The sequence below is a fragment of the Plastoroseomonas arctica genome (assembly GCF_018128965.1).
Taxonomy (GTDB): Bacteria; Pseudomonadota; Alphaproteobacteria; order Acetobacterales; family Acetobacteraceae; genus Plastoroseomonas; species Plastoroseomonas arctica.
Map to the genome: position 1 here is coordinate 60,209 of NZ_JAAEDH010000001.1, position 18,879 is coordinate 79,087.

At 70.0% G+C, this 18,879-nt stretch carries 18 protein-coding genes; 13 read left to right on the forward strand and 5 right to left on the reverse strand.

Annotated features, from left to right (window positions below; all coding sequences use genetic code 11):
• Positions 1–7 precede the first annotated feature (7 nt).
• From GXW79_RS00310 to GXW79_RS00320, 3 genes are read left to right on the forward strand one after another with little or no spacing between them, the layout of a single operon-like run.
• Positions 8–319: a putative quinol monooxygenase gene (locus tag GXW79_RS00310; RefSeq protein ID WP_211872216.1), complete on the forward strand. Its 312-nt coding sequence runs from the start codon at positions 8–10 to the stop codon at positions 317–319.
• 1 nt (position 320) lies between these two features.
• Positions 321–989 (forward strand): molybdate ABC transporter substrate-binding protein, encoded by a 669-nt coding sequence (locus tag GXW79_RS00315; protein ID WP_211872217.1) that lies wholly within the window; start codon positions 321–323, stop codon positions 987–989.
• The gene (locus GXW79_RS00320; protein WP_211872218.1) at positions 986–1,420 is read left to right on the forward strand and encodes a DUF4345 domain-containing protein; all 435 of its coding nucleotides are present in this window, start codon (positions 986–988) and stop codon (positions 1,418–1,420) included. The genes GXW79_RS00315 and GXW79_RS00320 overlap by 4 nt, the downstream gene beginning before the upstream one ends.
• Here GXW79_RS00320 and GXW79_RS00325 read toward each other — a convergent pair.
• Positions 1,366–2,790: an amidohydrolase family protein gene (locus GXW79_RS00325; protein WP_211872219.1), complete on the reverse strand. Its 1,425-nt coding sequence runs from the start codon at positions 2,788–2,790 to the stop codon at positions 1,366–1,368. The genes GXW79_RS00320 and GXW79_RS00325 overlap by 55 nt on opposite strands.
• A 106-nt stretch (positions 2,791–2,896) precedes the next feature.
• Between GXW79_RS00325 and GXW79_RS00330 the strand changes: the two genes are divergently transcribed.
• Both GXW79_RS00330 and GXW79_RS00335 read left to right on the forward strand, forming a co-directional pair.
• On the forward strand, positions 2,897–4,054 hold the full coding sequence (locus GXW79_RS00330) for an amidohydrolase (protein ID WP_211872220.1): 1,158 nt from the start codon (positions 2,897–2,899) through the stop codon (positions 4,052–4,054).
• Between the two features lie 64 nt (positions 4,055–4,118).
• On the forward strand, positions 4,119–4,883 hold the full coding sequence (locus tag GXW79_RS00335) for a molybdate ABC transporter substrate-binding protein (protein ID WP_211872221.1): 765 nt from the start codon (positions 4,119–4,121) through the stop codon (positions 4,881–4,883).
• 90 nt (positions 4,884–4,973) lie between these two features.
• Here the strand turns inward: GXW79_RS00335 and GXW79_RS00340 are convergent, their stop codons facing one another.
• On the reverse strand, positions 4,974–5,927 hold the full coding sequence (locus tag GXW79_RS00340; RefSeq protein ID WP_211872222.1) for an alpha/beta hydrolase: 954 nt from the start codon (positions 5,925–5,927) through the stop codon (positions 4,974–4,976).
• A gap of 64 nt (positions 5,928–5,991) precedes the next feature.
• Here GXW79_RS00340 and GXW79_RS00345 point away from each other — a divergent pair, with 64 nt between their 5' ends.
• Positions 5,992–8,601, forward strand: a complete 2,610-nt coding sequence (locus GXW79_RS00345) for a bifunctional acetate--CoA ligase family protein/GNAT family N-acetyltransferase (RefSeq protein WP_211872223.1) — start codon at positions 5,992–5,994, stop codon at positions 8,599–8,601.
• Here the strand turns inward: GXW79_RS00345 and GXW79_RS00350 are convergent.
• The 3 genes from GXW79_RS00350 to otnI form a co-directional block, all read right to left on the reverse strand.
• Entirely contained in the window at positions 8,591–9,469 is an 879-nt protein-coding gene (locus GXW79_RS00350; protein ID WP_211872224.1) for a helix-turn-helix domain-containing protein, read from the reverse strand. The genes GXW79_RS00345 and GXW79_RS00350 overlap by 11 nt on opposite strands.
• A gap of 155 nt (positions 9,470–9,624) precedes the next feature.
• On the reverse strand, positions 9,625–10,512 hold the full coding sequence (locus tag GXW79_RS00355; RefSeq protein WP_211872225.1) for a 2-hydroxy-3-oxopropionate reductase: 888 nt from the start codon (positions 10,510–10,512) through the stop codon (positions 9,625–9,627).
• A gap of 14 nt (positions 10,513–10,526) precedes the next feature.
• Positions 10,527–11,306: a 2-oxo-tetronate isomerase gene (otnI, locus tag GXW79_RS00360; protein WP_211872226.1), complete on the reverse strand. Its 780-nt coding sequence runs from the start codon at positions 11,304–11,306 to the stop codon at positions 10,527–10,529.
• Between the two features lie 195 nt (positions 11,307–11,501).
• Here otnI and GXW79_RS00365 point away from each other — a divergent pair, with 195 nt between their 5' ends.
• The 7 genes from GXW79_RS00365 (at position 11,502) to GXW79_RS00395 (ending at position 18,854) form a co-directional block, all read left to right on the forward strand.
• A complete protein-coding gene (locus tag GXW79_RS00365) occupies positions 11,502–12,563 on the forward strand; it encodes an AI-2E family transporter (RefSeq protein WP_211872227.1) in 1,062 nt (353 codons plus the stop codon).
• Between the two features lie 71 nt (positions 12,564–12,634).
• Complete coding sequence (locus tag GXW79_RS00370) at positions 12,635–14,218, forward strand: ABC transporter substrate-binding protein (protein ID WP_211872228.1); 1,584 nt, start codon at positions 12,635–12,637, stop codon at positions 14,216–14,218.
• A gap of 22 nt (positions 14,219–14,240) precedes the next feature.
• The gene (locus GXW79_RS00375) at positions 14,241–15,221 is read left to right on the forward strand and encodes an ABC transporter permease (protein ID WP_211872229.1); all 981 of its coding nucleotides are present in this window, start codon (positions 14,241–14,243) and stop codon (positions 15,219–15,221) included.
• A 4-nt stretch (positions 15,222–15,225) separates the two neighbouring features.
• A complete protein-coding gene (locus GXW79_RS00380) occupies positions 15,226–16,140 on the forward strand; it encodes an ABC transporter permease (RefSeq protein ID WP_211872230.1) in 915 nt (304 codons plus the stop codon).
• The gene (locus GXW79_RS00385; RefSeq protein WP_211872231.1) at positions 16,140–17,117 is read left to right on the forward strand and encodes an ABC transporter ATP-binding protein; all 978 of its coding nucleotides are present in this window, start codon (positions 16,140–16,142) and stop codon (positions 17,115–17,117) included. The genes GXW79_RS00380 and GXW79_RS00385 overlap by 1 nt, the downstream gene beginning before the upstream one ends.
• Positions 17,110–18,123: an ABC transporter ATP-binding protein gene (locus GXW79_RS00390; protein WP_211872232.1), complete on the forward strand. Its 1,014-nt coding sequence runs from the start codon at positions 17,110–17,112 to the stop codon at positions 18,121–18,123. The genes GXW79_RS00385 and GXW79_RS00390 overlap by 8 nt, the downstream gene beginning before the upstream one ends.
• Complete coding sequence (locus tag GXW79_RS00395; protein WP_211872233.1) at positions 18,120–18,854, forward strand: proteasome-type protease; 735 nt, start codon at positions 18,120–18,122, stop codon at positions 18,852–18,854. The genes GXW79_RS00390 and GXW79_RS00395 overlap by 4 nt, the downstream gene beginning before the upstream one ends.
• The last annotated feature ends 25 nt before the right edge of the window (positions 18,855–18,879 follow it).

Below are 18,879 nucleotides of genomic sequence, written 5' to 3' on the forward strand. Positions count from 1 at the left end.
GACCCCCATGATCCATGTACTCGCCATCATCACCGCGCTGCCCGGCAAGCGCGAGGAGATCCTCGAGCATTTCCGCGCCAACATGCCCGCGGTGCACGCCGAGGATGGCTGCATCGAATATGGGCCGGCGACCGACACGCCCGATATGGGGAAAATGCAGACGCAGCTCGGCCCGGACACCTTCGTGGTGATCGAGAAATGGGCGAGCCCCGAGGCGCTTAAAGCCCATGCGGCCGCACCCCACATGGCCGAATACGCCGCCAAGACGCGACCGATGATCGCGAGCCGCGTGATCCACATCCTCTCCCCCGCCGCCTGAGATGGCGCTGCATCTTCTCTCCACGCTCGGCCTGCAGGGCGTGATCGAACCGCAGCTCGGCGCGTTGTCCACGCGGCTCGGCACGCCGGTCACGGCCGAGTTCGCGCCCACCCAGGTGATGCTCGCGCGCATCGCCGAAGGGGCCCGCGGCGACGTCGCCGCCATCACCGAGGCCGGCATCGCCCGGCTTGCTGAACAGGGCATCGTCGAGGGCCGCCAGGTGAACCTCGCGCGCTCCTCGGTGGGTGCCGCGGTGCGCGCCGGCGCGACGCCGCCCGACCTGTCCACCGAAGCCAGCACGATCGCCGCGCTGCAAGCGGCGCCGTCGATCGTCTATTCGCGCCAGGGTGCCAGCGGGCTGTTCTTCGCCAAGCTGATTGCGCGCCTGGGCATCGCCGATGCGGTCAACGCGAAGGCCACCATCATCCCCGAGGGGTTCACCGGCGCCCTGGTCGCGCGGGGCGAAGCCGCGCTCGCCATCCAGCAGATGAGCGAGCTGCTCGCAGTGCCCGGCCTCGCCCCACCCGTGCCGCTGCCCGATGCGCTGCAGGAGAAGCTGGTCTTCACCGCCGCCGGCTTCGTCGGCGGCGATGCGGCGGCGTTGCTCGACGCGCTGGTCGCGCTGTGCACGCCTGACGCTTTGGTGGCACAGGGCCTCGCCCCGGCATGACGCAGCGCGGCGCCCTTCGTTTGGCCGTCGCGCTCGCCTGCATCGTGCCGCTGGGCGCGGGCGGGGCCGGGGTCCTGCTCGGCAGCGATTTCCTGCGCCTGCCGTCCGGCTACGTCTCCGCCGACAGCCATGTGCGCTACCTCTCCGGCCTGCTGCTCGGCATCGGGCTGGGGTTCGCGGCACTCATTCCGCGCATCGAGGTGCAGGGCGAGCCCTTCCGGCTCCTCACCTTCATCGTCTTTCTCGGCGGCCTCGCGCGGCTGGGCGGGATCTTCGCCATCGGCGCGCCGGACGCGCCGATGCTGTTCGGCCTGGCGATGGAACTGGTCGTGACGCCCGCGCTGTGCTGGTGGCAATCGCGCGTCCAGGCGGCCGCTCAGATCATCCCCAGCGACAGCGGCGCGATCTCGTCCCCGCTCCGCCCGCGATAGTCGAACTGGCCCGCATCGCGCAGCATCTTCGCCTGGGATTGCGCGAGGATGCCCGCGGCCTCCCGCACATCCAGCCCCACCGGCTTGCCGTCGCGCAGCACATGTTCGCCGCCCACCAGCACATGGCGCACGGCGCGGTCGGCGGCGTGGAAGACCAGGGAGCGCAGCGGGTCGCGCACCGGCTGCATCATCGGGTGGCTGAGGTCGAGCAGCACGCAATCCGCCTTCGCGCCAACCGCGAGCCGGCCCAGATCAGCCCGCCCCAGCGCGTCTGCGCCGCCCACCGTGGCCGCGTGGAACACGCTTGCCGTGTCGGCCGCCACCAGGTCCCTCGCGGCGTTGCGTGCGAGGAGGATGGCCAGCCGCATTTCCTCGATCAGGTTGTGCGGCGCCACGTCGGTGCCCATCGCCATCCGCACGCCGGCGCGGGAATAGCGCCCGAGGTCGCACAGATGCTCGCCATACCGCGCGAAGGGCGAGGGGCAATGCGCCACCGCCACGCCGCGCTCGGCCATAAGCGCGACGTCGCGCGACCCGTGCCAGCCGATCGAGGGATGGTCGTCGGTGAAGATCGCGTGGCCCAGAATGCTGCGCGGCGTCAGCAGCCCCAGCTCGCCCGCCCACTGGATCGGGGTCATCCCGTGCCGGCGGATCATCTCCCGCACCTCGACCACGGCCTGCGCGATATGGGTTGTGAAGGGCCGCCCGGTCGCTTCCGCCAGCGCCACGGAATCGCGCAGCAGGCCTTCCTCGCAGGTGTCGATCTGGGCGGGGAAGACGATGCCGGAAAGCCGGCCCGAATTGTCCCGCTCCGCCGCGTCCATGATCGCCTGAGCGGCGGCGAAGCCACGCCGGCCGCCCTCCGCATCCCACAGCCACTCCACGCTCTGCGGTGCGCTCATCCCCCATCGCGCCGAAGCATAGCCGGGGCCTACCCACACCCGCAGACCCGACTGCCGCATCACATCCATCCAGCCCTCGAAGGGCGCCGAGAGGTCGACCACGCTGGTCACCCCCGCGCCCATCAGCTCGGCATAGGCCAACCGCATCGCGGCCTCGCGCCCGGCGGCATCGAGCCGCATCGACTGGCTACGCTCGAACAGCCCGGTCATCTGCTGCTCCGGCACGCCGTGATCCTCGCGCACGCCGCGGAAGCTAGGCTCGGTGGTCGGGTGGGTATGGACGTTGACCAAGCCCGGCAGCAGCGCCATGCCGCTGGCATCGATGCCCTCGCCTTCCGTCTGCGGGTCATGCGGGCGGATGGCGGCGACCGCGCCATTCTCGATCCGCAGATCGACGCCGCGTGCATAGGCGTGGCGCCCCGCCGCCGCATCCCACAGCACTGCCCAGTCCGCATTCCTGATGAGCATCGCCGACCCCCTTCCGTGCAGGCGGGGATCGTGAGCCGCCCGGGCACGCCACTCAAGCCCGGATCTGGCCTTGGTTTCTGCGGGCGCGCGGGCGTATGAGAGAAAAATGGACACCGCCCTCGCCGACACCCTGACCGCCTGGCGCCGCCACCTGCACGCCCATCCCGGCCTCACCCTGCACGAGGAAGACACCGCCGCCTTCGTGGTGGAGAAGCTGCGCGAGCTCGGCGTCACCGAGATCGCCGAGGGCATCGGCGGCAACGGCGTGGTGGCAACGCTCCGCCGGGCGGGAACCGGCGGCAACCGCGCCGTCGGCTTGCGCGGCGACATGGACGCGCTGCCGATCCAGGAAGTCGCCCAGGACTTGCCGTGGAAGTCCCAAAATCCTGGCGTGATGCACGCCTGCGGGCATGACGGCCACACCACCGCACTGCTCGGCGCGGCCGCCCTGCTGCTCGCCGATGAGAGCTGGTCGGGCGCCATCCACCTGGTCTTCCAGCCGGCCGAGGAGGGCGGGCGCGGCGCCGAGGCGATGATCAAGGACGGCCTGTTCGCGCGCTTTCCGATGGAGCGCATCTTCGGCTGGCACAACTGGCCGGGGCTCGAGGCCGGCACCATCGCCGTGCATGACGGCCCGGTGATGGCCGCCGGCGCCCGCTTCATGCTCACCTTCGAGGGCCATGCCGGGCACGCCGCCCTGCCGCACATGACGCGTGACCCGGTGCTGGCCGCCGGCCACGCCATTGCCGCCGCGCAATCCGTGGTCGCGCGCAACATGGACCCGATCGCCGGCGGCGTCGTCTCCATCACCATGATGGAGGCCGGCGAGGCGCAGAACCAGATCCCGTCCCGCGCCGTGCTGAAGGGCACCGCGCGCTGGCTGCGCCCGGAGGATCGATCGGTAATCGAGGATGGGCTGCGCCGCGTCGCCGAGGGCATCGGCGCCACCTTCGGCGTCACTGGGTCACTGGAGTTCCGCCAGGGTGTCTACCTCACCTCGAATAGCCCGGCCGAGCGCGACATCGCGGCCGGCGCGGCCGCGGTGGGCGGGGCAGTGCGCCGCGATCTGCCGCCGGCGATGACCGGGGAAGATTTCTCGCGCTTCCTGGTCGAGGTGCCCGGCGCCTTCGTCTGGATCGGCAACGGGCCTTCGGAGGGCGGGCGCGAGCTGCATCACCCGCATTACGACTTCAACGATGCCATCCTGCCGCGCGCGGCAGGGTTCCTGGCCGAGGTGGCGAAGCGGGCGCTGGCGGGCGGTTAGCGCTTGCCTTTCACATGGCGCAACGATAGTCTAGGTATATAATCCTTGACAGGAACTCCGTTCCATGGCTGACTTCGCCCGTCGTGCCGTCATCGCGCTGGGTTTCGCCGCGATCATCCCCGCACGCGCCCAGGCGCCGCTGAGGGTGCTGTGCTCGACCGCGCTGCAGCCCGCGATGGGACCGATCGGCGCCGGCTTCGCGCAGGCGCAGGGCAGCCCCGCCCACGTCACCTTCGCCACCACCGGCGCCGTCCTCGCCCGCCTGCGCGCCGGCGAGCCATTCGCCGTCATCATCGCGACGCGCGCGGCGCTGGCCTCGCTCGCCGGCGAGGGCCGCGTCGCGGCGCCGAGCATCATCGGGATCGCCACCATGGCGGTCGGCGTCGCCATCCGCGCCGGCCAGCCGCGCCCCGACATCGCCACTCCCGAGGCGCTGCGCGCGGCGCTGCTCGGCGCCGGCCGCATTGCCTATTCGGACCCGGCGAGCGGGGGTACCAGCGGGGTGCATTTCGCGGCCATCGTCGAGCGCCTGGGCCTCACCGAGGCGCTTCGCGCGAAGGCGGTGCCGGTGTCGGGCGGCGGCAGCGTGGGCGAGGTGGTCGCGCGCGGCGAAGCCGATCTCGGCATCCAGATGCTGAGCGAATTGCGCGCGGTACCGGGGCTCGACCTGCTCGGCGCGTTGCCCGACCCGCTCGGCAACACCACGCCGCTGGCCGCCGGCCTAGCGCCGGGCGAGCCGGATGCGGGCGCGATGGCCTTCCTCGCCTTTCTGCGCACGCCGTCGGCGCAGGATGCGATGGGCGCCAGCGGATTGACGGTAAGCATGTAAGGCCACCTTACTTTCGGGCAAAAATCTGTTCGGATTCAACGTGTTGCGCGCTGGCGAAAGCAAGGGCGGAAGCAAGGTAGTAAGCTCTCCTTATCGCATGACGCGCCGCAGCCAGTCACTCGCCTCCGCGACCGCCCGGTCCGCCGCCGGTACCTGGCCGAGCGCGCGCAGGAAGCCGTGGATGGTGCCGGCGAACACCGCATGCTCCACGCCAACGCCGGCCTCGCGCAGCTTCGCGATGAAGGCGTGGTTCTCGCCGGCGAGCACGTCGAGCTCGGCGATGTGGACCAGCACCGGCGGCAGGCCGCGCAGATCCGCGCGCAAGGGAGCCGCGAAGGGCGTGACCCGCAGCGACGGGTCGAGGCAGTAGCACTCCCAGTAGAAGCGCATCTTCGCCTGGGTGAGGGTGAAGCCCTCGGCGAATTCGCGGTAGCTCGGCGTGTCGGTGGCGCTGTCGAGCACGCCGTAATTCACCAGCAGGCCGGCGAGCCTGATATCGGGATCCGTTTCGCGCAGCAGGAGCGCGACCCCGAGCGCGAGGTTGGCCCCGGCGGAATCGCCGCCCAGCACGATGCGCGCGGGATCGATCCCCCATTCGGCCCCGCCGCGGGCGAGCTGGCGCACCACCTCGGCGCATTCCTCGAGTGCGACCGGGAAGCGCGCCTCGGGCGAGAGGGAATAGTCCGGGCCGACCACCATGCACCCGGCGCCGGCCGCGTAGCCACGCATCAGACGGTCATGGGTATCAACCGAGTTCCACACCCAGCCGCCGCCATGGATATAGACCAGCAACGGCAAGGGGCTTTCGAGCACGGGCTTGTGCACCCGGCACAGCAGCCGCCGCCCGCGCACGGAGAGCCAGCGATCGCCCGATGCCGCCATCGCCGGGCCGCCCTGAGCGAGCGGGGCGTTCAGCGCCTCGGTCGTCTCGCGCCCGGCGCCGAGCGGGAGCGTCACGGGCAGCGGCGGGAAACCGGCGCCGCGCGCCTCCATCATGCGCTGGAACGCCAGCATGGCGGGGTCCCAGCGCGGGTCATCGGGCATGGTGAAGCCTCCTTGTCCAGGCAAGGTTGAATCCGCAACACATCGCGGCGCAAGGTCCGCCCGCATGCCGGACCCCAACCTTCTCTCGCTGCGGCGCAAGCCGGGCTTTTCTGACGCCGCCCTGCTTCGCCCGGCGAGCGTCGTGCTGGTCGCCGAGGAGGGCGAGCCGGCGGTGGCGCTGCTGGCGCGCAACATGGCCGCGGGCGGGTTCGCGGGGCGGCTGCTCGCGGTGGGCGTCGCGCCGGACGGGTTCGAGGCGTTCGGCACCATCGCGGCGCTGCCCGCGGCCCCCGACCTCGCCGTGCTGTGCCTGCCGGCCGCAGCGCTGGAGCCGGCGATGGTCGCGCTCGCCGCGCGCGGCTGTTTCGCGGCCATCTGCCCGGGTGCGGCGCCCGACCTGCACGGCATCGCGGCGCGCACCGGCGTGCGGGCGATGGGGCAGGGGAGTTTTGGACTGGCGATCCCCTCGATCGGGCTGAACGCCACGCTGTCGCACCTGGCGCCGCGGCGCGGACGGCTTGCGCTGGTGACGCAATCCTCGGCCCTCGCCCGCGCCGTGATCGACTGGGCGGAGGCGGAGAAGCTGGGTTTCTCGCTCATCGCGGGGATTGGTGGCAATGCCGATATCGGCTTCGCGACGGTGCTGGACTGGCTCGCGCGGGACACGGCAACGGGGGCTATCCTGCTCGACATCCGCCGCATCCGCGAACCGCGGCGCTTCGTCTCGGCGGCGCGCGCGGCGGCGCGGACCCGGCCGGTGGTGGCGTTGCGCGCGGGGGGGCGGCTGTTCGACGCCTCGGGCATCGCCGATGCGGTGATGGGGGCGGTGCTGCGTCGCGCCGGCGTGCTGCGCGTGGCGGGCCTCGAGGACCTGCTCGCCGCCGCGGAGACGCTGGCACGCATAGGCCCGATGAGCGGCACGCGCCCCGAGGGCATCGCGATCGTGGCGAACGGCACCGGCATGGCGCATCTCGCGGCGGATGCGATCCTGGCCGGTGGCGGACACCTCGCGCCCTTCGCGCCCGCGAGCGAGGCCGCCCTGTCGATCGCGCTGCCGCAAGGGGTGGCGTTGCGCAACCCGCTGATCCTCGGCCCCAACGCCTCGACCCGCCTGGGCGAGGCGGCGGTGATGTTGGCGGGCCTGCCGGAGGTCGGCACCGTGATCGCGCTGCACGCGCCGATGCCCGGCGAGAATGCCGGCGCCATCCGCGAGGCGCTGACGGCCGCCGCCCGGGCCAGCCGCGCCGCGCCCATCCTGGTCGGATGGGCCGGCCAGGCGACCGGCGGCTCGGAGCGGGCGGCGCTGGCCGATGCCGGGATCGCGGTGTTTCCCACGCCCGAGGCCGCCGTGCGCGGCTCGCTGCACCTCGCCGCCGATCGCCGCAACCGCGCCGCCGCCGCGGAACTGCCCGCCGCCGATATTCTCGACGTCGCGCCGGACCGCGCGGTGGTGGCGCGCCTGGTCGCGCGGCTGCGGGCCGAGGGCCGCCGCGCGATGAGCGAGGAAGAGGCGCTGATGGTGCTCGCCGCCTATGGCATGCCCACGGTGCCCGGCCGCGGCGCGCAGGGCGTGGAGGAAGCGGCCGCGGCGGCGCAGATGCTCCGTTATCCAGTGGTGCTGAAGGCGTGGGCGCCGGAGCTGCGGCACAAGACGGAGAAGGGCGGCGTGGTGCTGAACCTTGCTTCGGCGGAGGCGGTGCGAGAGGCGGCGCGGGCAATGGCGCGACGCATCCCGGCGCTCGCCGGCTATCTGGTCCAGCGCCAGGCGGCGCCGGGGCTGGAGCTGCGGCTGCGGCTTGGCGACGACGCGATGTTCGGACCCTGGATCGGCTTCGGGCGCGGCGGGACGGCGGCGGATATCGACCCTGACGAAGGTATCGACCTGCCGCCGCTGAACCGCACCCTGGCCCTGGCCCTGATGGCGCGGACCCGCGGCGCGCGCCTGCTCGACGGCTATCGCGACCACGCGGCGAAGGACCGGGGCGCCATCGCCGACAGCCTGGTGCGCCTCGCGCAGCTGGCTGTGGATTTTCCGGAGATCGAAACCCTCTCGATCAATCCCCTGCTGGCGGGCGCGGAGGGTGTGCTCGCGCTCGATGCCGCGCTGACCCTGCGCGCGCCCGGCGAGCGCGCGCGACTGTCGATCCCGCCCTATCCTGCCGGGCTCGCCAGCCCCTGGACGGCGAAGGATGGCAACCTTCTCACGATCCGCCCGATCCGGCCGGAGGATGCGGCGGCGCTGGGTGATTTCTTCCATGGCCTGAGTGCCGAGGATATCCGGCGGCGGTTCTTCTCCGCGCTGAAGGACCTGTCGCCGGCGATGAAGGCGCGGCTGACTCAGATCGACTACGACCGGGAGATGGCCCTGGTCGCGACGCGCCCCGTGCCGGGTGGCGCGGACGCCATCCTGGGCGTCGCGCGGCTGATCCGGGAGCCTGGGAGCCAGCGCGGCGAGTTCTCGGTGGTGGTCGCGGGCGCGCTGAAGGGGCAGGGGCTCGCCCGCACGCTCATGACGCGGATCCTGGACTGGGGCCGCGTCGAGGGCCTGCGGGAGGCGGTCGGCCAGGTGCTGGCGGAGAATGCGCCGATGCTGGCCTTCATGCGGGCGCTCGGCTTCACCATCCACCACCTGCCCGAGGAGGAGGGCGTGGTGGAGGCCCGCCTCACGCTATAGCGACATCCTTGAGCAGCATGCGCAGGCGTTCCGCCGCCGCTTCGCCCTTGAGCGCGTCGCGCCAGGCGGCTTCGGTCACGCGCTGATGGATGGCGACGGCGTCCTCGCCGGCGGTGATCATGGCGACGCCGATGCCGCCCGCCGGCGCCGCGTCGGGCGGAAAGGGGCCGGTGACCACGTGGGAGCGCTCGCGCCCGCGCAGCAGGATGAAGCCCGCCGCCGGCTCGGGCCCGGCGATGAGGCCGATCTGGACGCCGATCGGGCCACCCTCCATCAGGTTGGCGAGGTGTTCGATCTCCATCCGCGCCGCGTGCCGGCAGCGCGCCCGAACCCGGTCGGACAGGCGGTGCCCGGCGCAAAGGCCCTCATGGAGCAGGCGGCGCAGCCCGCTTTCGCCGAGCAGCGCGGTGATGGTGGGCTTGCGCTCGGCATGCAGACGGCGGCGCGCCTGGATCAGCCCGAGCAGCTGGTCGGCGGCGGCGCGTGCCTGGGCACGCTCGCTGCTGGCCTCGGCCAACTCGGTCCAGGCTTCGGTGAGGGCGCCCTCGAGGCCGTCGGTCGCGACCTGCAGGCACAGGGCGCCGCCGGCGAGCAGAATCTGGTCGGCCTGCTCCTCGGTCTGGCGCAGCCGCTCCTGGAAGCCGGCGGGGCGGGCAAAATACTCGACGCCGATGCCCAATAACGACAGGGGCGAGATTTTCAGCAGCTCCGCGAGGCGCCGGATCGTGTCCAGCTTGATGACCTCGCCCTTCTCATAGCGGTAGAGCGCGGCCCGCGAGACGCCGAGACGCGCGGCGATCTCCTCGGCGCGCAGCCCGGATTCAAGCCGGTAGCTGCGCAGCTGTTGTCCAATGTCTGCGAACCGCATGCTGATCTCCGAATGCCCGACATAGGCAAGGCCGCGTGACACGGTGTTGAATGTTATGAGACATGTCCCATAGCGAGCCACGCGGTGGAGTTTGCGGTCCTTTTTCGTGATAAGCAAGCGGTGATCGCGAGACCTTGTAGTAGGAGATGCGAACTTCAGCTCTCCTGCACCACCGTATACGAACCTAGCGTTTCTAATGCCTTGACCATCGCGGAATGGTCCCAGTCGGCGCCGCCGAGGCCGGCGCAGGCGGAGAAAAGCTGCTGGGCGTTCGCGGTGCCGGGAAGGGCCAGTCCCAATTCGCGCCCCGATTGCAACGCGAGGTTGAGATCCTTCTGGTGCAGCCGAATCCGGAAGCCGGGGGCGAAGGTGCCCTTGATCATGCGTTCGCCGTGCACCTCCAGGATGCGCGACGTGGCCAGCCCGCCCATCAACGCTTGGCGCACCTTGGCGGGGTCCGCGCCGGCCTTGGCCGCGAAGAGCAGGCCCTCGGCGACGGCCTCGATCGTGAGGGCGACGATGATCTGGTTGGCGACCTTGCAGGTTTGCCCGGCGCCGTTCTCCTCGCCGACCAGGGTGATGTTCTTGCCCATCAGGGCGAACAGGGGCTCCGCGCGAGCGAAAGCGGCCGCACTTCCGCCCACCATGATGGTGAGGCTGGCCGCCTTCGCACCCACCTCGCCGCCCGAGACCGGCGCGTCGAGGTAGTCGCCGCCTGCCGCGTTGATCTTCTCGGCGAAAGTCTTCGTCGCGGTCGGGCTGATCGAGGACATGTCGATCACGAGGCTGCCGGGCTTCAGGCCCGCGGCCACGCCCCCCGTGCCGAACAGCACCGACTCGACATCGGGGGTGTCGGGTACCATCAGGATGATGACCTCGGCGGCGGATGCGACCGCCGCCGCATCGGCCACCACCGTGACGCCGGCGCGGTCTTCGGCGGTGAGGCTGGCGCGCTCGGGCACGATGATGGTGTGCCCGCCGGCGCTAAGATGGCCGGCCATCGGCCGCCCCATAATGCCGAGGCCAATGAATCCGATCTGCATGGATGTATTCCTTCTCAGGCGCGGTAGGGGGCGAACCAGCCCAGGCCCGCCAGGGTGTCGCCGCGGGGGCGGTATTCGCAGCCGATCCAGCCGCGGTAGCCCAGGCCGTCGATCGCCTCGAACACGAAGGGCCAGTTGACCTCGCCGGTGCCGGGTTCGTTGCGGCCGGGATTGTCGGCGACCTGCATGTGGGCGATCAGGGGCAGGTGTCTTTCCACGCGCTTGACGATGTCGCCCTCGGTGATCTGGCAGTGATAGAGGTCGAACTGCATCCCCAGCTTCTCGGGCCCGACGGCGGCGATGATCGCGGCGGCCTGGTCGGTGGTGTTGAGGAAGAAGCCGGGGATGTCGCGGTGGTTGATCGGCTCGATCACCGGCTTCACGCCGATCTTGGCGCATTCCTCGGCCGCCCAGGCAAGGTTCGCGCCGTAGGTCGCGGTCAGGGTGTCCTGGGCGACGCCCGCCGGCGCCAGCCCCGCCATGACGTGCAGGCGCGGACATTCCAGCGTCGCGGCGTAGTCGAGGGCCTTGCGGATCGCGTCGCGGAACTCGGCCTGGCGGCCGGGTAGGGCGGCCATGCCGCGTTCGCCGCGCGACCAGTCCCCGGGCGGTGCGTTGAACAGCACCTGGGCGAGGCCGTTATCCTTGAGCCGGGCCGCGATATCGCTCGCGGGATGCTCGTAGGGGAACAGGAACTCGACGGCCTCGAAGCCCGCTGACCTGGCGGCGGCGAAGCGATCCAGGAAGGGGATTTCGCCGAACATCATCGACAGGTTCGCGGCAAATCTGGGCATGGGTCGGTTCCTCCTAGGCCGCGACGCTAGGCGCGGCACGCGCGCCGCGCCAGGGGCGCCACCGGCCGTGCGGGGCAAAATGACGGGTACGGTCCGGATTGCGGAACGGAAAGGATTGGCTGCGGCGTATTCCACTGCCATGACGGTTCGCGATGTTCGGTGCCTGCGACCGGACCGGCAGCAGGTTGGAGAGCAATGGAAGCTGATCGTCTGAAACCCGCCCGCCTGATCGGCATCGGCGCATTGGTCGCGCTCGGCATCGCCTGCTTCCTGGTGTTGAAGCCGTTCATCTCGGCACTGCTCTGGGCGGCGATCCTGTCCTACACCACCTGGCCGGTCTTCCGGCTGCTGCGCGAGCGCCTGCGGCTATCCGCGGGGGCGGCGGCGCTGGTCATGGTCACCGCGGAGTTCCTGCTGATCGGCCTGCCGCTTGTGCTCGCCGCCCCGACCCAACGCGAGGATATCGAAGGCCTGCGCCGCGCCATCGAGCGGCTGTTCACCGAGGGCATCCCCAATCTCGGCGCGTGGGCCAGCAACCTGCCGGTCGTCGGCCCGACCATTGCCGGGCTGATCGGCCAGGTGGACCTGGACCTGTCCGGCATCTTCGACCTGATCAAGCCCTATGCCGGCAACATGGCGCAGCTGGTGCTGGCCGGGCTGTTGTCGCTGCTGTCCGGGCTCGCCGAGCTGCTGGTCGCGATCCTGCTCGCTTTCTTTTTCTACCGCGACGGTCCTGCCATGGCCGAGCGCGTCGAAGCGCTGGTGGTGCGGATCGGCGGGGTCGATGCCGTGCGGCTCATCGCGCTCGTGGCGAACGTGACGAAGGGCGTCGTGTGGGGCCTGATCGGCACCGCCGTCGCGCAGGGGATCATGACCGGGCTGGGCCTGTGGATCGCCGGCGTGCCGCAGCCGGTGCTGTTCGGCATCGTGGCGGGCGCCGTCTCCATCCTGCCGGTCGGGGCACCGGTGGTGTGGATCCCCGCCTCGATCTGGCTGTTCACGCAAGGGTCCACGGGATGGGGCATCTTCATGGTGGTCTACGGCGCGCTCGGGATTTCCTCGATCGACAACATCATCCGGCCGATGATGATCAGCCGGGGTGCGGACCTGCCGCTGCTGCTGACCGTGCTCGGCGCGCTGGGCGGCGTCTTCGCCTTCGGCTTCCTCGGGCTGTTCCTCGGGCCGGTGGTGCTCGCAGTCGGCTATGTGCTGGTGCTGGAGTTCGCCACGGGCCGGAAGGTGGCGCCGGCGGATTGAGGCCTTTCCCCGGCGCGCCGCGCTGGGCTAAGGGAATTGACTTGCAGGGCGACGCTGGGATGGGGGCTTTCATGCGGCAATGGATTGCGGTGGCCTTGCTGGCCATGGTGCTCGGCGGCCATGAGGCCGCGGCGCGCACGGTGCGCTGGGCCGCCTCGGGCGACCCCAACACGCTCGATCCGCACAGCCAGAATGTCGGCACAGTCGCGATGGTGCTGCAGCAGATCTACGACACGCTGATCACCCGTACCGAGACCCTTGGCCTGGCACCCGGGCTCGCCCTCACCTGGGAACAGGCCGAGCCGAACCGCTGGCGGCTGACGTTGCGCGAGGGCGTGCGCTTCCATGAGGGTGAGGCCTTCACGGCGGATGACGTTGTGTTCTCGCTGACCCGCGCCCTGGCACCGACTTCGAATTTCGGCATCTATGTCGACACCATCGAGAGCGTGCGCGAGGCGGGGCCGCTCGCCGTCGACATCATCACCAAGACGCCCGACCCGATCCTGCCGAACAAGCTCGCCTCGGTCTTCATCATGTCGCGCAGCTGGTCCGAGCGGAACAACGCTCCCCGCCCGCAGAACACCCGCACGCGGGAGGAGATGTTCACCGTCCGCAACACCAACGGCACCGGTGCCTTCCGCATGACCGTGCGCGAGCCCGACGTGCGCACGGTGATGGCGCGCAACGATGCCTGGTGGGGCTGGCGCGAGCCGACCAGCGCCAATGCCAACGTCACCGAGATCGTCTTCCGCCCCATCACCTCGGACCCGACGCGCATCGCGGCCCTGCTCTCCGGCGAGGTGGATTTCGTGCTCGACCCGCCGCTGCAGGACCTCGCGCGGCTACGCGCCGCGCCGGGCATCCGCGTGCTCGAAGGGCCGGAGGTGCGCACCATCTTCCTCGCCTTCGACACCTTCCGCGACGAGCTGCTCTATTCCGACGTCCGCGGCCGCAACCCGTTCCGCGACCTGCGCGTCCGCCAGGCGCTGTACCACGCGATCGACATCGCCGCGATCAACCGCACGACCATGCGCGGGCAGTCGGTGCCGACGGGCACGCTGTTTCCGGCGCAGGTGAATGGCTACGTCCAGTCCGAGGATGTGCGCCTGCCCTTCGATGCCGCCCGTGCGCGCGCCCTGCTGACCGAGGCGGGATACCCGCAAGGCTTCGGGATCACGCTCGACTGCCCGAACAACCGCTACATCAATGACGAGCAGATCTGCCAGGCGATCGCCGCGATGTGGGCGCGCATCGGCGTGCGCACGCAGCTGAACGCGATGCCGCTCGCGCCCTTCTTCGCCAAGATCCAGCGTGACGACACGTCTGCCTACCTGCTCGGCTGGGGCGTGCCGACGCTGGACGCGCTGTATTCCTTCCAGTCGCTGCTGGCGACGCGCAACGGCGGGCAGGGCGACGGCATCTGGAATTACGGGCGCTATTCCAATCCGGCAATGGATACGCTGATCCAGCGCATGAAGGTGGAATCCGGCCCCGCGCGCCAGGCGACCATCACCGAGGCGCTGCGCCTGATGCGCACCGACGTGCCGATCATCCCGCTGCACCACCAGATGATCCCCTGGGCAATGCGCAGCACCATCGCCATTCCGCATATGGCGAACAACCAGCCCTACTTCCGCTGGGCGCGGGTGGAGTGATCGCGCAGGGCGGCACGCGCTGATGTTCGCCTTCATCGTCTCGCGCATCCTGCAATCGGTGCCGGTACTGCTCGTCGTCGCGCTGATCAGCTTCGCGATGTTCGCCTATGTCGGCGACCCGGTGTCGATCATGCTCGGGCAGGATTTCACCGAGGCGCAGCGCACCGCGCTCGTGGCCGAGCTGGGGCTGGACCAACCCTTCTTCGTGCAGTTCGCGCGCTTCGTCGGCAATGCGGTGCAGGGCGAGTTCGGCCTTTCCTACCGTCTGTCACGACCTGTCGCGCAGCTCATCGCGGAGCGCGCCCCGGCCACGCTGGAACTGGCCTTCTGCGCCGCGGGTGTCGCGCTGCTCGTGGGCGTGCCGATGGGCGTGTATACGGGGCTGTACCCGCGATCGCTGCTCAGCCGCGCCTTCCTCACCTTCAGCCTGATCGGCGTGAGCCTGCCGACCTTCCTGATCGGCATCCTGCTGATCCTGGTTTTCGCCGTCTGGCTCGGCTGGCTGCCGAGTTTTGGGCGCGGCGACACAGTCGCGTTGGGCTGGTGGAATACCGGCTTCCTGACGCGGAGCGGCCTCAAGGCGCTCATCCTGCCGGCAATCACGCTGGGTTTGTTCCAGCTCACCCTGATCATGCGTCTGGTGCGGTCTGAGATGATGGAGGTGCTGCGCACCGACTACATCAAGTTCGCCCGCGCGCGCGGCCTGACCAACCGGGCGATCAATTTTGGGCACGCGCTGAAGAACACCATGGTGCCGGTGATTACCGTGGTCGGGCTGCAGCTCGGCGCCATCATCGCCTTCGCCATTGTCACCGAGACGGTGTTCCAATGGCCAGGGATGGGGCTGCTGTTCATCCAGTCCGTGAGCTCGGCGGACATCCCGGTCATGGCGGCCTACCTGCTGCTGATCGCCTGCCTGTTCGTCACCATCAACCTGATCGTCGACCTGCTCTACTATGCGGTCGATCCGCGGCTGCGCGCCGGCCGCGGCAAGGGGCATTGAGGCCATGGCGAATGCCCTCGCGCGGTTGCGGGATTCCGATATCTGGTGGTCGTTCAAGCGTTCGCCGATCACCGTGCTGTCGGCGATCGTGGCGCTGGTCTGCATCGTGACTTCGGTCGCGGCGCCGCTGATCGCGCCGCACAATCCTTTCGATCTCGCCACGCTGAACCTGCTCGATGCCTTCAAGCCGCCGGCCTGGGTGGCGGAGGGCGAGGCGGACTACCTGCTCGGCACCGACGACCAGGGGCGGGACGTTCTGTCGGCCATTCTCTATGGCGCGCGCATCTCGCTGCTGGTGGGCTTCGCCGCCACCATCTTCGCGGCCTTCGTGGGCGTGAGCGTCGGGCTGCTTGCGGGCTTCCTCGGCGGCACGGTGGATGCGCTGCTGATGCGCATCGCGGACATCCAGCTGACCTTCCCTTCGATCCTGGTGGCCCTGCTCGTCGATGGCATTGTCCGCGCGGCGGTCGCGCGGGAGGTGCATGACCAGATTGCGCTGTTCGTGGTGATCGTTGCCATCGGCATCAGCGAATGGCCAAAATTCGCCCGGCCCGTGCGCGGCTCCACCATGGTCGAGCGCAACAAGGAATATGTGCTGGCGGCACGCGTGATCGGCGTCTCCTCCTTCCGCATCATGACCGGCCATGTGCTGCCCAATGTGCTGGGGCCGGTGCTGGTGATCGCGACGCTGAACCTGGGCCTGGCGATCCTGTCGGAGGCGACGCTGTCGTTCCTGGGCGTCGGCGTGCCGCCGACGCAGCCATCGCTGGGCACCCTCATCCGCATCGGCAATGATTTCCTGTTCAGTGGCGAGTGGTGGATCACCATCTTCCCGGGCATTGCACTGGTCGTGATGGTGCTGTCGGTCAATCTTTTGGGAGATTGGCTGCGCGATGCACTTAATCCGAGGCTGCGCTGATGGCGGCCATCCTCGAGGTGCGCGACCTGCGCGTGGAGTTCCCGACGCGGCGTGGCACGCTGGTGGCTCTCGACGGCGTCTCCTTCTCCATCGCGCCAGGTGAAGTGCTGGGCGTGGTGGGCGAATCCGGTGCCGGCAAGTCCATGACGGGCGCGGCCATCATCGGGCTGCTGGAGCCACCGGGACGCATCGCCGGCGGACAGGTGCTGCTGCAGGGCAAGCGCATCGACAACCTCCGCTACGAACAGATGCGGCGCATCCGCGGGCGCGAGATCGGCGCCATCTTTCAGGACCCGCTGACGACGCTGAACCCGCTCTATACCGTGGGCGACCAGCTCACGGAGACCATGCTCACCCATTTGCCGATCAACCCCGCCGAGGCCAAGCGGCGCGCGGTCGAATGGCTGGAGCTGGTCGGCATCCCCGCCGCGGCGCAGCGCGTGCAGAGCTACCCGCATGAATTCTCCGGCGGGATGCGCCAGCGCGTGGTGATCGCGCTCGCACTCTGCGCGGAGCCCAAGCTGATCGTGGCCGATGAGCCGACCACCGCGCTCGACGTATCCATCCAGGCGCAGGTGATCGCGCTGCTCAAGCGCCTGGCGCGGGAGAAGGGGACGGCGATGATGCTGGTCACCCACGACATGGGCGTGATCGCGGAGACCGCCGACCGCGTGGCCGTCATGTATGCCGGCCGCATCGCGGAGATCGGGCCGGTGCGGGAGGTGGTGAAGAACCCGCAGCATCCCTACACCGCCGGCCTCATGGCATCGATCCCGCCGCTCGACCGGCGCGTGAACCGGCTGGCGCAGATCGACGGCGCGATGCCGCGGCTGTCGGCCATTCCGCAAGGCTGCGCCTACAATCCCCGTTGCCCCAAGGTGTTCTCGCGCTGCGCAGTCGAGCGACCGGAGCTGATGGATGCCGGGACCACCCAGGCCGCGTGCTGGCTGCATGCGAAGGCGATGACCGATGCCTGACGCACCGCCCTTCGTCGAAGCGCGTGACCTCGCACGGTACTTCGATGTCTCCCGCCCCGCCTTGCAACGCCTGCTTGCGCGCGAAGGCAGGCGCACGCTGCGCGCCGTGGATGGCGTGTCGTTCTCGATCCCGAAGGGCACCACGCTGTCGCTGGTGGGCGAATCCGGCTGCGGCAAGTCCACCGTCGCGCGGCTGATCGTGGGACTGTACCCGCCCACTGACGGCCGCGTGCTGTTCGACGGCCAGGATCTGCGCCAGGCGCGTGCGGCGGCGTCCCAGCGCAGGCGGATGCAGATGATCTTCCAGGACCCCTATGCCAGCCTCAACCCGCGCTGGCGGGTGGAGGATATCGTGGCGGAACCGATCCGCGCCTTCGGGCTCGAGAAGGACGCCGCGGCCGTGCGCAAGCGGGTCGGCGCGCTGCTCACTCAGGTCGGGCTCGCGCCGCAGGACGGGGCCAAGTTCCCGCATGAGTTCTCCGGTGGACAGCGCCAGCGCATCTCCATCGCGCGCGCGCTCTCCTCCAACCCGGAGTTCCTGGTCTGCGACGAGCCGACCAGTGCGCTCGACGTCTCGGTGCAGGCGCAGATCCTGAATCTGATGATGGACCTGCAGCGCCGCCTGGGCCTGACCTACCTGTTCATCAGCCACAACCTCGCGGTGGTGCGCCAAGTGAGCGACACGATCGGCGTGATGTATCTCGGCCGCCTTGTCGAGGTGTCTCCTGCCGAGACGTTGTTCAACGCGCCGCGCCACCCCTATACGCGGGCTCTGATGGAGGCGATCCCGGACATGGCGATGACCGGCCGCGCGCGCGCGCCGGTCGGCGGCGAGGTGCCCAGCCCGATCAACCCGCCCTCGGGCTGCGCGTTCCACCCGCGTTGCCCCCTTGCCGATACGCGCTGCAAGGCCGAGCGTCCGGTGCTGCTCGCGGCGGGCGGTGCCATGGTGGCCTGCCACGCAGTGCAGGAGGGCCGCACCGCGGCCATGCCGGAGGCCGCATGACCTATTGCGTCGGGCTCTACCTCGATGACGGGCTGGTGATGCTGTCCGACACCCGCACCAATGCGGGCATCGACCACATCTCCACCTTCTCGAAGATGCATGTCGCCGAGTATCCCGGCGACCGCGTGATCTGCATGCTCTCGGCCGGCAACCTCGCCATCAGCCAGGCAGTGTGGAGCCGGCTGGAGGAAGGCGTGATGCTCGACGGTTTCCGCCAGACGCTGGGCGGCGTGCCGTCCATGTTCCGGGCGGCGCAGCTGTGCGGCGCCGCCGTGCGTGAAGTCTACGCGGCGGATGGGCCGACCATGTCCTCCCAGGGCATCTCCTTCGACGTGTCGCTGCTGGTCGGTGGGCAGATTGCGGGGCAGCCCCACCGGCTCTTCCTCATCTACGCCGCGGGCAACTTCATCGAGGCGACGGAGGACACGCCCTTCCTCCAGGTCGGCGAGCTGAAATACGGCAAGCCCATCCTCGACCGCGTCGTGCACCACGAGACCACGCTGATGGATGGCGTGAAGCTCGCGCTGATCAGCATGGATTCCACGCTGCGATCCAACCTTACGGTGGGCCCACCGCTGGACCTGATGGTGCTGCGGCGCGATGCGCTGGCTGTCACCTTCCGCAAGCGCATCACCGAGGACGATCCCTATTTCCGCTCCGTGCGCGAGGGCTGGTCGAACAGCCTGCGCGACGCCTATAGGGCGATGTCGTCGCCGGACTGGGCGATCTGACGCGCCTGACGCTTGGGGAAGAAAC